This is a genomic window from uncultured Methanobrevibacter sp. (genome assembly GCF_902788255.1).
Classification (GTDB): Archaea; Methanobacteriota; Methanobacteria; order Methanobacteriales; family Methanobacteriaceae; genus Methanocatella.
Genome location: NZ_CADAJR010000030.1, coordinates 1 through 12,681 on the forward strand (window position 1 = coordinate 1; position 12,681 = coordinate 12,681).

Sequence of the window (12,681 nt, forward strand, 5' to 3'; positions counted from 1 at the left end):
GAAAATCACCCAGAAGACCTACATCTGCAAGAAAATTCAATATGAACTACAGATTAACATGAAAAAAGAGATATATAAAAAATCAAAAAGATAAAAAAATTATGAAATTCTTAAATTGACGGCATTGGAAAATTAATATCAAATTTTAAATAACTTAAAATACAAATCTTTAAGCATATAATAAATAATTATTATAAGGGATTAAAATGAAAACTGTTGCAATTAATGGTTATGGAACCATCGGTAAAAGAGTGGCTGATGCTGTAGCTGCTCAAGATGATATGAAAGTGATTGGTGTAAGTAAAACTAGACCAAACTTTGAAGCAAGAACCGCTGTTGAAGAAAAAGGATACCCATTATACATTGGAATTCCAGAAAGAGAACAAATGTTTAAGGATGCTGGAATTGAAATAGCCGGTACTGTTGAAGATATGATTCAGGAAGCAGATGTCGTTGTTGACTGTACCCCTGGAAGTATCGGTCCACAGAACCTTGAAATGTATAAAAAAGCAGGCGTTAAAGCAATCTATCAAGGTGGAGAAGACCATGAATTAACTGGCCTTTCATTTAACGCAATTTCAAATTACGATGACTCATATGGTGCAGATTACACCCGTGTAGTGTCCTGTAACACTACCGGATTGACCCGTACATTATCAACTATTGACCCAATAGCAGACATCAAAAAAGTCCGTGCAGTAATGGTCAGAAGAGGATCAGACCCATCTGAAATCAAAAAAGGACCAATCAACGCAATTGTTCCAAATCCTCCAAAAGTACCTTCCCACCACGGACCAGACGTAAAAACCGTAATGGACGGCATTGACGTTACAACCATGGCATTGCTCGTACCAACAACACTAATGCACCAACACAACATCATGGTGGAAATCAACAATGATGTTGAAACCGAAGAAATCATTGAAGCATTAGAAAAACGTTCCAGAGTAATTGTCGTATCCGCTGAAGAAGGATTAGGTTCAACCGCTGAGATTATGGAATATGCCAAAGAACTTGGAAGAAACAGAAACGATTTATACGAAATTCCAGTTTGGAGAGAATCCATCAATGTAGTCGGCAATGAACTCTTTTACATGCAAGCTGTCCACCAGGAATCTGACGTAATTCCTGAAAACATTGATGCAATTCGTGCACTTTTAGAAATGGAAAGTGACAACGAAAAATCAATTGCAAAAACCAATAAAGCTATGGGAATATTCTAAATTCCCTCTTTTTTTACTATTTTTAACATGAAACCCAAAGTACTTTTCGGACCTGCAGGAAGTCCAATAAACTATAAGGGTGCAGCATATAAGGCACCGAAATACATATCCGAAGAAGGCCTCCATTCCTATGAATACCAATCACCATATGGAGTGAGAATTGGAGAAAAAGCCGCAACAACATTAAAAGACGAATCAAAAAAGCATGACATTCTAGTTTCAATGCATGCACCATACTACATCAATCTCTGTGCAAAGGAAGACTCCAAGCTTGAAAAAAGTATCGGACACCTGATTGCGGCCGCCCGTGCGGGAGAATGGATGGGAGCATACCGTCTAGTATTCCACCCCGGAGCATACCTGAATAGAAAACCCGAAAAGGCAATGGAAATATCCAAAAATACAGTGAACAAACTATTCGAAGAACTGGAAGCTGAAGGAATAGAAGAGTTCACATTTGCACCTGAAACCACAGGCAAACGTACACAATTGGGAAATGTCAGCGAAGTTGTGGAATTATGTGCAACATTTGACCACTTTGAACCTACAATTGATTTTGCCCACGTGCATGCCCGAGGCAGAGGATTTCTAAATAAAAAGGAAGATTATAACTGTATTTTTTCAATAATCGAGGATAATCTTGACATTGACATTCTACACTGCCATTTTACAACAATAGAATATGGTCGTGGCGGTGAAGTGAAACACCATACCCTCGACGAAAGCGATGAATACGGTCCAAACATCAGGGATCTGCTCAGCAATCTGATTGATAACGGTTGGAATGCAAACATAATATGTGAGACACCCGAACGTGACATCGATGCATTAAAAATGAAGGAAATTTATGAAAGCATGATTTAATAATTCTTTACCGAATCAATCAAATCATCCATGTCATTGAATAAATTATTAATGTCCTCATCATCATCCTTGTTGGAACTTAACTGGATAACCAATTCATTAATCAGCCCTTCCATCTTATCGACAAAGGTGTTGAGTGTCTTAATCTTGTTTTGAATTTCGCCAACAATAATTTCATTATGACCGTCATCCAATTCAATCATCTTTTTAGCTACAGCCACCTGATTGTCAAACAGTCCGTTGGATTTCGTGATGGCAGCAGTGAATTTCTGATAAGACATGTGTGATGGATCAAACAATTTTTCAACCAATTCCTTGGCTCTTGCCTGCTTTGAATTATATTCCTTTTCAATATCCTCAACAGTTGAAATGAATTTGGATGGCGTTCTAACAACTTGTGGCTCTGCATCCCTGTAAACTGCTTTTCCACATTGAGAGCAGAAGTGCTGATTTGGCACCAGTTTGGCGCCACAATAAATACAAAAATGATTATGATTTTCAAGTCCCATAAATAGTTATTTGGTGAAACTTATTAAAAAGCATACTCACTTTCTAAGCAGATATTCCCCAATCTCACGGCCCAATGGAGTCAAGGTATATATTCTATTTTTGTATTTTTCCTCATTGATACAGTATGCTATATCACGGTCCTTGAAATCCCTTAAAACCTTAGAAACATGGACTGGACGAATATCGACTTCCTTACCTATTTGTGTTGGAGTCTTATCTCCCTTCATCAGTGCTTTCATTGTTTTTGTTCTGTGTGGAGCAACCCTCACATACCCATAAAGCCTTGCGGTTTCATCATCCATGGTATCCCTCTTTAATTAATTGCTTTAAAAAGATATTTAAAATTTTCTAAAAAAATACAGAACTTTAATATGTTACAACAAGTATTTAAATAATCAAAACTAATGAATGAATGTATACAAAAATTGGAGGGGCATATTTGAAAAGTGACAATAAACAACACGAAATCAAAACAACTAACCAAAAAAGTTCAAAAATAGATAATGAAGACAAAGAATATGCAGAATTAGTTGTAATCAAACCGGTAGGTTATCCATTCGATTTTACATTGATGGAAGACAATATCGAGATAACCAATACCAAATTATTTGAGGAATATGCACGTGAACAGTGGTTAGGTTTGGCGGTTCGTGAAAACTCATATTTATTTGACCAGAAGATAATTCCAGATTATGGTTTTGAAATTGTTACTGCAAAGCCAGACAACTCTTTAATTTCTGAATATACCAAAATAAAAATCATTACTGACGAGATTGATAAAAATAATGAGAAAAAAATTAAAACCAACATAAAAATGAATGACATCATCGGTCAGGAAAACGCAAAGTCAAAAATCAAGGTCATTTCCAAATATCTTGAAAACCCTGAAAGCTTTGGAGAGTGGGCTCCGAAAAACATTCTATTTTACGGCCTTCCAGGTACCGGTAAAACCATGCTTGTAAAGGCATTGGCAAACGAGCTTGAAGTTCCATTGTATTTGGTTAAGGCAACATCACTGATTGGAGAACATGTCGGAGATGCCTCATCCAAAATTCACGATTTATTTAAAAAGGCATCTGAAAATGCACCTTCCATAATTTTCATTGATGAAATCGATGCAATTGCACTTCACAGATCATTTCAATCACTAAGAGGAGACGTGTCCGAAATAGTGAACTCACTTTTAACCGAAATGGACGGCATTGAAGAAAATAAATCCGTCATTACAATAGGAGCTACCAACAACCAGGAAAGTCTTGATTTAGCTGTGCGCAGTAGATTCGAGGAAGAAATCGAATTCAAACTCCCAAACGATAATGAAAGGTTGGAGATTATTGAAAACAATCTCAAAACCATGCCGTTGGACAATGATTTGGATTTGGAAAAAATAGTTAAACTAACCAAGGGACTGTCCGGCAGGGACATAAAAGAAAAGATTTTGAAAACTTCCCTTCACAATGCAATATCCTCCGACAGCGACATCATCACTATGGAAAATATTGAATATGCATTAAACAGCAGTAAAGTAAAAAATACTGATATTAAGGGAATGTTTGAATAAACTACTCCTTAAAATTAAATATATAATCGGCTGCATCAATAATTTCCTTTTTATCATTTCTTGCAGCTCTTTTCAAATTTTTTGAAATATCATAGAAAATCTTATTGACAAGAGAATTTGTTAAATTATTTAAAATTTTAGCACTGCCATCTACATGTGACAACTTAACAGTTGCTTTTTGAGTTTCACGTTCTCTTATTCCTTCCATAGATGCTCTTAAATTACCAAGTAACTCATCAAGTTCCATCATTTTAATGGATTCTTTAAGTAAAATGAACTCATCATTTATGATATTTTCCGCCTCACCAAATTCCTCAATACGAAGCTTGGTATTTTCATCGGCAATTTCACGCAAATCATCAATATTGCATAATTTAACGCCCAATTCTGAAACATCCTCTTTGATATCCCTAGGATTTGCAATATCAACAATCATTACATTTTCATAGTCCATGTCTATGCCCAGGAGACGTTCCTTATCAATAATTGGATGAGGAGCACTTGTAGCACTGATTACCAAATCGGCAGTTGCCAAATAGTTTTCCAGATCCTTAAACATGATTGCCTGACCGCCTAAATCTTCAGCAAGTTCAACAGCGACATAATATGTACGATTAGCAACAAAAATAGCTTTTAAATCCTTTTCAGCAAGTGCCTTGGCAACCAACCTGCCCATTTTACCGGCACCAATAACCAGAACGGATTTATCATTCAAATCACCGATATATTTTTCCGCCAAATCGATTGCAGCAGAACCGATGGAAACGGAACCCTTGTTGATGTTGGTCTTGTTTCTAACAACCTGACCGACATGGATAGCCTTTGTAAATATAGTGTCCAAAGATTTACCGCAATGATGGTTTTTTAAAGCCTTATATTTGGCATCCTTGACCTGACCCAGGATTTGATCTTCACCTACAATCATTGATTCCAAACCGGAGGTCATCCTAAGAAGATGCATGACAGCAGATTGACCATAATCAATTACAATGCTTTTGTTTTCATGAGAAAGTAACTCATCATCCTCTTTAATGTAGTCGTTATTGATATAGTACTCCTTTCTGTTACAGGTGGAAATCTCAATATACTCGCCAATGGAATATTTTTCCTGCAATTCCTGAAACAATACATCAATTTCCTTAGCAATAGATTCCATTGACTGGATATCCGCTATCTTATGGTCAACTCTTAAATTAAGTATCAATCTAATCCCCTTATTAAGTTATCAATATATTCTTTAGCCAAATCAATTTCACGGTTTTTGATATAATCGTTAATAGTTTCATCTTCAAAAATTCGATAAAGGTAATTTCTGCGCTCTTTCTGGTCATTAATAATATCCTTTAATTGGCCCCTTGCATAATCCTGAAGCTCGATTTCCAAAATGTCCTCTTCAGTTATTATTGATTGAATCTTTTTGCGCATCTGCCTTGCCATCAATGGACTTTTTCCATTGGTAAAAATAGATATCTCAACATCCCCAATACTGAAACTTGTCGGGACAATAATATTTCCCTCATAAGGATAGTCAGCCCGATTGACAAGCTTACCTTCTGCAATATTGGAAACATAATCGGACAGCTCTTCATCACCACTGGCAACAACAACCAAATCAGCCCATTGGACCAGCTCATCAACATCAGATGTGGAACATAACTCGGCACCCTTATCAGTCAAATCTGATGACAGAGCATTTCCCGCAAGCCTGACATTGGCACCATGATCCAAAAATCTATTGGCGCGTCTGGTTGCAACCTCTCCAGTGCCTAAAATAAAAACATTCAAATCGGATGTTTTCAGATAAACAGATGTCCAATCCATTTTAATCAGAATTTTCAAGAGATTTTGCGTGTAATACTTTTACAGCAGCTCTCAAATCATTATTACAATCGGTCAAAACATTCATTGCTTCAAGTTTGGATATGTTGAATGTTTCAGCCAATGCTTCAGCCTTCTTATCAGGATTAGGTTTTTTAACACCAACTAACCTTTCAGACAGTTCCTTTTTCAAGTCAAGGTATTCCTCATGGCTCATACCCATGTTCCTTAAGGTCATGTCTCTTAAAGGACAAGGTTTTGATGGCTTGCAGCACCAAACTAGTGAACCGAAACAGGTCCCTGCGCCTTCACCTAATCTAGTTTCTTTACCGAATTGAATCTTGATATCCACAAATTCCTGTGGAGTTAAATTTACTTCTTGTAATGCATTTAAAACTGGGCATGGTTTAACTGGCGGACAGCAAAAAGCAAGTCCTCTTACATCTCCTCCTCTGCAGATATGAGATGGTGCATCTTCCCAAGTCATAATCATCCTCCAAAATAATTTTCATTTCTTGATTATAATATATAAAATATTAATATAATTTATTTGAACAATGAATATATAACCTTTTTTATGGAAAGTTTTATTTATCCCAAATTCATTAATTAATAAAAGAAAAAAGGGAGGTTATGTATGAAACTTTGGAATCCCGTGGCATTTTTTATAAGTTTAATAATGAGCATAGTCATGCCACTCATATTTTCAATTCCAATGGGAATGCCTGTTGAAATCTGCTTTTTGATGTGGCCTATAAGATGGATAGTCGCATATCTGCTTGTAACACAGGCAGTACATCCAATTGGATTTGGATTAGCAGACAAAATCTTCGGATATAAAATGGGAATGAAAACCGGATTATGGAATCCGCCAGCATTTTTCATAAGCTTGATTATGAGTTTCATAATGCCTGCGATATTTGGACTTACAACAAACTTAACCGTTGAGGCATTATTCATGATATGGCCAATAAGATGGGTTGTGGCATATTTCATTGTAAGTCAGATTGTTAATCCACTGGCATTCAGATTAGCCGGTAAGGTATTCGGGTTTAACCCAATGGCACAATAAGGTTTAAAAACCTTATTGACTTATTTTTAAATATGGTTAAAGAAAATGTAATTATCGAAGATATCCCCATCACATTATACCGAAAAAACATAAAAAACATGTATCTTCGAGTTTTACCGCCAAATGGAGAGGTGAAGGTTTCGGCACCATTATTCGTTTCAGATAGGGACATTGCTGATTTTATCAAATCCCGTAAGGAATGGATCTTGGAAAAACAGCAACTAATTTCTGAAAAGAAAATCAGGGCACCCTACAAATACACCAATGGCGAAAAACATTTTCTCTGGGGCGAGGAATACACCCTGCAGCTGATCTCAAATAACATAAAACATGTGCTACTAGACAAAGAAAAACATATTCTTTATCTGCCAATTCCAAAAAGAAGCACAATCGATAAAAGAAAAAGTGTTCTTGATGAGTTTTATCGTGAAGAGCTTAAATTGGCAATTCCCGAAGTTTTGGAAAGATGCACTAAAATCGTTGGACGCAAGCCAGCAAGCGTCAATGTTCGAAAAATGAAAAATTGGGGAAACTGCAAACAGGACGGCAGAATTACACTTAACTTAAATCTAGCAAAAAAGGACAAGGAATGTCTGGAATATGTAATGATACATGAGTTATGCCATCTGATAGAATTCAACCATGGAAAAAGATTTAAAAAATTGATGGACAGTTTTTGTCCAAATTGGAAAGAAATAAAAAAAAAGATTAAATGAATAAGAAGACTTATCTGTCTTTAAGCATGTCTTCTTTTTCATCTGGAGTTAATTGATCAACAATCTCTTCAGGAGTACCAACATCCAAGAGTTTTCCTCCTCTCATTAAAGCAGCCCTGTCACAGACATCTAAAACAAAGTCCATATCGTGAGAAACAATAATGAAAGTTTGTTCTAATTCTGTACGAGCTTTTAAGATTGAATCAGTAACATGAACACGAGTAATAGGGTCCATTGTACCTGTAGGTTCGTCCAACACAATGATTTTTGGTTCTTTGATTAAAACCTGTGCCAGTGCAATCCTGTGTTTTTCTCCTACACTCAATTGGTCAGGATACTTATCCAAAATTATTGTGGCTTCATGTTCATCAAATCCTACAGTAGTCAATGCGTGAATGGCCTTAATCTTACCGAATTCTGCAGGCAAGTTTAAACTGATAGCATCGGTCAGGTTACCGAGAATTGTTCTGTGAGGATATAAGGAGTATTCCTGGTGCAATAATCCAAGGTATGGAACAATACGTCCACGGTTGAGAGGACCTCCTTTTGTCATGTCGATCCATTCATCACCAAGTTTGATTTGAATGTCTCCGCTACTTGGTTCGGTTAATCCGATGAGCATTCTGGTAGTGGTTGTCTTACCTGAACCACTTAATCCAACAAGACCGAAAATTTCTTCCTTGTGAATTTTCAAGTCAATTCCATCAACCGCTTTAACTACACCACGTTCAATGGAATAATAATGTTTTTTAACATCCTCTAAAATTACTTCCTCTTCACCGAATTCAGGAATTTCAGGTTTTTTAGGAACAGGAACTGTTTCCAGGAAATGGTCAACTACAGTTTGAGGTTCGCCTTCTTCCTTGATTTGACCGTTTTCCAACCAGATTACATTATCTGCAAGTTCAGTCATAACTTCCGGCCAGTGAGAAGTGATCAACATAGTAATGTTTTTATCTTTAACACCTTCTTTTAAGGTATTGTGAAGTTTTACAGCAGTTTGAGGGTCAAGTGTACCTGTTGGCTCATCCGCTAAAAACATCATCGGATTTTTAGCCAGTTGTCTTGCAAGCACTACTCTCTGTTTTTCTCCACCACTCAAATCACGTGCAATGTGAGTAATCCTATGGTTCATCTGAACCATTTCTAATAATTCTAAAGCAGCATATAAACCTTCTTCATAATCAACGGTTTCAGGCATTGCCCTCATAACATTTTCAATAACGGTCTCTTCATCATACAATGCGAAGTTACGTTGAAGCATGATGGAAATTCTTCTTTTAATACTTGCAAACAGTTTTCTCTCAGCTTTGAAGAAATCCACTTCTTTCAGTTCATATGTTCCGCCACAATGACATTTTTCTCCCTCATGAGACGGAGATTCAACAGCCAAACAATCTGGACAAACAGCAATATTCAATATAATATTACCTGCATCAGGGGCATATTCCTTAGTTCCCCTAAGCATATTGATTAAAACAGATTTACCGCTTCCACTACGTCCCAATATACCTAAAGTCTCTCCTTCATTAATCTTTAAATTAATATCTTTAAGAACGTCAACATCATCAAATGTTTTTGTAATATTCTTAAGAGTTATGAAATCCATGAAATCACCTAATACAAATATTTTTATTTTAAACTATTAATAATACTTTCTAATAACAATTGTTTTAAAAAATTAAAAATTAACAATGTTAAAATCGAGATTTCCCGAAATAACACCCCGAGCTATTGAAAAACCATCTACACCAGTACCAATCATTTTTTGAAGATTTTCCTTACTGTTAACAGAATTGTTCCCAATAACCTTCAAGTTAACATTACCGCAAATTTCAGACAAAAGTTTCCAGTCCGCTTCAAAGACACCTTTTTTCATCGCATCAACATGAAGGTAATCCGCTCCCGCATCTTCAATCAGAGTTGCAATTTCAACAGTATCAACCCCTTCAACATTTGCACGGATCTTTACTGAAACTTCACTGTCCACATTATCAACAATCTGAGAAATAAAATCGCCCAAATCCTCACGATGCAACATTTCCTGACCGCATCCAATATCAACAATTTCCTTTTGGCGACAATGACAATTTATCTCAACAATATCCAAACTTTCAATATTGCCCGCATCAATAATCGGTTGAGGAGTTGTTGCACGCACATTGGCAGATACCTTTACGGCACTGTGAACACTCTTTATAAAATTAGCTTCGTTTTCAATATGAGTAAAAATTTCATCTAATGGGAAGTCAAATTCCTTTCTTCCCCTTTCGATGATCATTTTACTTGCATTGATTGTAGGTGAATCCAAACTGTATCCACCTAAAGTAGCCACATCAAAGCCAAGAGGAATAACTTTATTTAAAAAATCAGCGTCAGTTATTCCAGCCATCGGAGCAACTACTTTTAACATAGTATTACCTTAATATTCTTTTTCTATGACCCAAGTCCACATTTCATTATTGTGAGCTCTGATTTCTTCAAGACCTATATCGGCCATATAAGCGGCATCTTCAGCGTTTTTACCTCTACCGATACCTGCTTTAAGTTTAATACCGATTTCTTCATCGATTTCAACCATGATGTCTTCGATTTCTTTTTCTGTTAAGCCGTTACATGGTGACATGAAATTGTCCCCACCAATGAAGAAGAGCAATGCCCCTTTTTTGATTAATTTGGTCATCAGGTAATGTTGAGCCTTGTTAACCATGAAACTTGTATCGAAAGCAGATTCAATGTCGGTTAATGTTTCAGTTACACTGTTAATGTCAATGTGAGCTGCCTGAACATAACTGTCTTCCTCTGAAACCAAACTATCTATAGCCAAAATTTCTTTTCTTTCACCGGATTGAGCACTGCCTGCTTTTTGAAGTGCAATGGTAGCTAATTTCTGTGCTTCATGAGGAGTTTCTGCAGCACCAACACCCATACTTACAGTGATTGGGTATCTGTTTCTAATTGATCTTTGAATTCTTAAATGGTCCTCTTCATCAAGACCATTTGAAATTGCAAGTAAATTGTCAAATCTTGTAAAGAAAACTAAACCTTTCTTATTTCCAAAATGATTATTTAAATCAGCAAATAAATTCGCCTGTAACATTTGCAAGTCAGATTCAGTTCTAGGTCTTGGAGTAACAGTCCAAGGACCGTAATTGTCAATTTGTATTAATGTCATTTGTATCATTTGATATCCGCCTCTTTCCATTAAGGAATACTATCTATAATTATTTGTGCTAAATTTTTCTTAGCATCTAAACTATTCATTATAGTATTTGTAATTGTTACCTTATTAACTATTTGCTTTAATTGTGAATTTAAATTTGAATCCTTATCATCTATAACAAAATTGTCAAGGAAATCTTTGTATAAATCTGCCACACCAACTGATGAAACTTCAATATCCAAAGCATTCATAAATTTGGATGCGGGACCTGAAACAGCCTCATTGCCAATTATTGGTGAAACTGCAACAACATAAGTTTCCTTTAATGCTTCCCTAACACCAGATAGTGACAAAATTGGTAAAATTGAAGTGATTGGATTTGAAGGTCCAATAATTACCGCATCTGAGTTTTTTATTGCATCAACAACACCATTTGAGGGATTCACATTGGAAAACTTAAGGTCCAAAACTTCAGGTTCGCTTTGATGCTTTATTAAGAAATCATGGAACTCCAATTCCCCCATATCAGAAATGATTTTGATTTCGGATTCCTCCTCACTCATCGGAAGGATTTTGGATTTTATGCCCATATTTTCTGATTGAATCTCACAGGCTCTTAAAAGACCATATTTCTCCATCAATTGGGTCTTTTGTATTTTAGTTGCACGGTCGATGTCTCCAATTCTGAGCAGTTCAGGACAGCCAATTTCAGCAAGCCTTTCATTGGTGATGAAAGTATCATCCTTAACGCCATACCAGGTCTCATCATTAATCATGTCCGCCATTGTATACATTACAGTATCAATGTCGGCTGAAACATAGACGCCTGAAAAATAATCGTTTTCCAAGGTGTTTACAATTATTGTCAAGTCACTCGGATCAACTATTTCCTTTATTCCCTGAATCAATTTTGGAGTACCGGTTCCCCCAGATAAAACAGTAATCATAATATCATCATTTCCTAAATACATCTGCCTTTTTAGGCATTAAAACAGATTTAATATTTGAATCAACATTCCTCAAAGTATCAAAAGCGTTGAAACCACGAATAATTACAACTGGAAGACCTTCATCGGCCTGACCCATAATTAGTGAAGCAGCCGCAGCCAATTCATCACAGGTTGCGATTTCAGTTGTTTCAAGTTCCCTTCCATACAAATCTTTTTCACCAACACGTTTCCAAATTGGAGAAATACCAGAACAACCAATCGCAGTACCTATTGCCCCAAATCTGAATGCCCTTCCCTGAGTGTCAGTGATGATGACTGCAATTTCCTCATCGAATGCATTTTCCAAAGATTCACGGATTTCCCTTGCAGACTTGTCGGCATCCTGTGGCATAGGAGTGGCAAGGCCATCCCCAACATTGGACTCATCAATACCTGCATTAGCACAAACAAAGCCGTGTTTTGTTTCGGTTATGATAAAATTAGGCCCTACACGAACAACTTCATTTGATTCATTTAAAATAGCTTCAACAAGTCTTGGGTCCTTTCCTGATTCATTTGCAAGTCTGATTGCAAAGCCGGAAGGTGTCAAATCATCGAGTTCGATGAAATTTTCTTCTGCTTTTGAAATCAAGGTTTCAGCAATCAAAACAATATCCCCATGTTTTAAACCACAACCCTGCTTTTCAATAGCGTCCTTAATAATCTGAGAAATATCACTATCCCCATCAATAATAGGAATATTCTCTAATCCAAATAATTCAATAGTCATAATAATCATCTAAAAAGTTTAAAAAAAAGAAAAAA

The 12,681-nt window shown here is 36.3% G+C and carries 15 protein-coding genes; 5 read left to right on the plus strand and 10 right to left on the minus strand.

What is annotated here, in order from left to right; translation table 11 throughout:
- Positions 1–206 precede the first annotated feature (206 nt).
- Both QZV03_RS08990 and QZV03_RS08995 read left to right on the plus strand, forming a co-directional pair.
- Complete coding sequence (locus QZV03_RS08990; protein WP_296876004.1) at positions 207–1,223, plus strand: phosphorylating glyceraldehyde-3-phosphate dehydrogenase; 1,017 nt, start codon at positions 207–209, stop codon at positions 1,221–1,223.
- 27 nt (positions 1,224–1,250) lie between these two features.
- On the plus strand, positions 1,251–2,087 hold the full coding sequence (locus tag QZV03_RS08995) for a TIM barrel protein (RefSeq protein WP_296876006.1): 837 nt from the start codon (positions 1,251–1,253) through the stop codon (positions 2,085–2,087).
- Here QZV03_RS08995 and QZV03_RS09000 read toward each other — a convergent pair.
- Positions 2,084–2,596: a zinc ribbon domain-containing protein gene (locus tag QZV03_RS09000; protein WP_296876008.1), complete on the minus strand. Its 513-nt coding sequence runs from the start codon at positions 2,594–2,596 to the stop codon at positions 2,084–2,086. The two genes, QZV03_RS08995 and QZV03_RS09000, sit on opposite strands and share 4 nt — an antisense overlap.
- 36 nt (positions 2,597–2,632) lie before the next feature.
- The gene (locus QZV03_RS09005) at positions 2,633–2,899 is read right to left on the minus strand and encodes a transcriptional regulator (RefSeq protein ID WP_296876010.1); all 267 of its coding nucleotides are present in this window, start codon (positions 2,897–2,899) and stop codon (positions 2,633–2,635) included.
- Between the two features lie 137 nt (positions 2,900–3,036).
- Here QZV03_RS09005 and QZV03_RS09010 point away from each other — a divergent pair, with 137 nt between their 5' ends.
- Positions 3,037–4,158, plus strand: coding sequence for an AAA family ATPase (locus QZV03_RS09010; RefSeq protein WP_296876012.1), 1,122 nt, complete (start codon positions 3,037–3,039; stop codon positions 4,156–4,158).
- Position 4,159: 1 nt separating this feature from the next.
- Here QZV03_RS09010 and hemA read toward each other — a convergent pair whose 3' ends face one another.
- Genes hemA through QZV03_RS09025 form a run of 3 tightly spaced genes read right to left on the minus strand, consistent with a single transcriptional unit; the run spans position 4,160 to position 6,463 of the window.
- The gene (gene hemA, locus QZV03_RS09015; protein ID WP_296876014.1) at positions 4,160–5,362 is read right to left on the minus strand and encodes a glutamyl-tRNA reductase; all 1,203 of its coding nucleotides are present in this window, start codon (positions 5,360–5,362) and stop codon (positions 4,160–4,162) included.
- Complete coding sequence (locus tag QZV03_RS09020) at positions 5,359–5,979, minus strand: bifunctional precorrin-2 dehydrogenase/sirohydrochlorin ferrochelatase (RefSeq protein ID WP_296876016.1); 621 nt, start codon at positions 5,977–5,979, stop codon at positions 5,359–5,361. The genes hemA and QZV03_RS09020 overlap by 4 nt, the downstream gene beginning before the upstream one ends.
- 1 nt (position 5,980) lies before the next feature.
- Positions 5,981–6,463 carry a methanogenesis marker 9 domain-containing protein gene (locus tag QZV03_RS09025; RefSeq protein ID WP_296876018.1) on the minus strand — a complete coding sequence of 161 codons (483 nt, stop codon included), beginning with the start codon at positions 6,461–6,463 and terminating at the stop codon, positions 5,981–5,983.
- 192 nt (positions 6,464–6,655) lie between these two features.
- On the opposite strand from QZV03_RS09025, the gene QZV03_RS09030 reads away from it, so the two are divergent.
- Entirely contained in the window at positions 6,656–7,048 is a 393-nt protein-coding gene (locus tag QZV03_RS09030; RefSeq protein WP_296876020.1) for a hypothetical protein, read from the plus strand.
- Positions 7,049–7,080: 32 nt separating this feature from the next.
- Complete coding sequence (locus QZV03_RS09035; RefSeq protein WP_296876022.1) at positions 7,081–7,764, plus strand: M48 family metallopeptidase; 684 nt, start codon at positions 7,081–7,083, stop codon at positions 7,762–7,764.
- Between the two features lie 10 nt (positions 7,765–7,774).
- On the opposite strand, the gene atwA is transcribed toward QZV03_RS09035, so the two are convergent.
- The 5 genes from atwA to QZV03_RS09060 form a co-directional block, all read right to left on the minus strand.
- The gene (gene atwA / locus QZV03_RS09040) at positions 7,775–9,373 is read right to left on the minus strand and encodes a methyl coenzyme M reductase system, component A2 (RefSeq protein WP_296876024.1); all 1,599 of its coding nucleotides are present in this window, start codon (positions 9,371–9,373) and stop codon (positions 7,775–7,777) included.
- Between the two features lie 72 nt (positions 9,374–9,445).
- A complete protein-coding gene (locus QZV03_RS09045; protein WP_296876064.1) occupies positions 9,446–10,156 on the minus strand; it encodes an MJ0144 family RNA dihydrouridine synthase-like protein in 711 nt (236 codons plus the stop codon).
- 30 nt (positions 10,157–10,186) lie between these two features.
- Positions 10,187–10,948, minus strand: coding sequence for a GTP cyclohydrolase III (locus tag QZV03_RS09050; protein ID WP_296876026.1), 762 nt, complete (start codon positions 10,946–10,948; stop codon positions 10,187–10,189).
- Between the two features lie 20 nt (positions 10,949–10,968).
- On the minus strand, positions 10,969–11,874 hold the full coding sequence (gene cofD, locus QZV03_RS09055) for a 2-phospho-L-lactate transferase (protein WP_296876065.1): 906 nt from the start codon (positions 11,872–11,874) through the stop codon (positions 10,969–10,971).
- A 7-nt stretch (positions 11,875–11,881) separates the two neighbouring features.
- On the minus strand, positions 11,882–12,655 hold the full coding sequence (locus QZV03_RS09060; RefSeq protein WP_296876027.1) for a coenzyme F420-0:L-glutamate ligase: 774 nt from the start codon (positions 12,653–12,655) through the stop codon (positions 11,882–11,884).
- Between the last annotated feature and the right edge of the window lie 26 nt (positions 12,656–12,681).

What these genes read in the sequence shown, in the direction of transcription:
- QZV03_RS09020 (WP_296876016.1), bottom strand. Translation starts at nt 5,979, where the DNA reads ATGGATTGGACATCTGTTTATCTGAAAACATCCGATTTGAATGTTTTT.
- QZV03_RS08990 (WP_296876004.1), top strand. Translation starts at nt 207, where the DNA reads ATGAAAACTGTTGCAATTAATGGTTATGGAACCATCGGTAAAAGAGTG.
- QZV03_RS09000 (WP_296876008.1), bottom strand. Translation starts at nt 2,596, where the DNA reads ATGGGACTTGAAAATCATAATCATTTTTGTATTTATTGTGGCGCCAAA.
- QZV03_RS09005 (WP_296876010.1), bottom strand. Translation starts at nt 2,899, where the DNA reads ATGGATGATGAAACCGCAAGGCTTTATGGGTATGTGAGGGTTGCTCCA.
- atwA (WP_296876024.1), bottom strand. Translation starts at nt 9,373, where the DNA reads ATGGATTTCATAACTCTTAAGAATATTACAAAAACATTTGATGATGTT.
- QZV03_RS09025 (WP_296876018.1), bottom strand. Translation starts at nt 6,463, where the DNA reads ATGACTTGGGAAGATGCACCATCTCATATCTGCAGAGGAGGAGATGTA.
- QZV03_RS09030 (WP_296876020.1), top strand. Translation starts at nt 6,656, where the DNA reads ATGAGCATAGTCATGCCACTCATATTTTCAATTCCAATGGGAATGCCT.
- QZV03_RS09060 (WP_296876027.1), bottom strand. Translation starts at nt 12,655, where the DNA reads ATGATTATTATGACTATTGAATTATTTGGATTAGAGAATATTCCTATT.
- QZV03_RS09050 (WP_296876026.1), bottom strand. Translation starts at nt 10,948, where the DNA reads ATGATACAAATGACATTAATACAAATTGACAATTACGGTCCTTGGACT.
- QZV03_RS09045 (WP_296876064.1), bottom strand. Translation starts at nt 10,156, where the DNA reads ATGGCTGGAATAACTGACGCTGATTTTTTAAATAAAGTTATTCCTCTT.
- QZV03_RS08995 (WP_296876006.1), top strand. Translation starts at nt 1,251, where the DNA reads ATGAAACCCAAAGTACTTTTCGGACCTGCAGGAAGTCCAATAAACTAT.
- QZV03_RS09035 (WP_296876022.1), top strand. Translation starts at nt 7,081, where the DNA reads ATGGTTAAAGAAAATGTAATTATCGAAGATATCCCCATCACATTATAC.
- cofD (WP_296876065.1), bottom strand. Translation starts at nt 11,874, where the DNA reads ATGATTACTGTTTTATCTGGGGGAACCGGTACTCCAAAATTGATTCAG.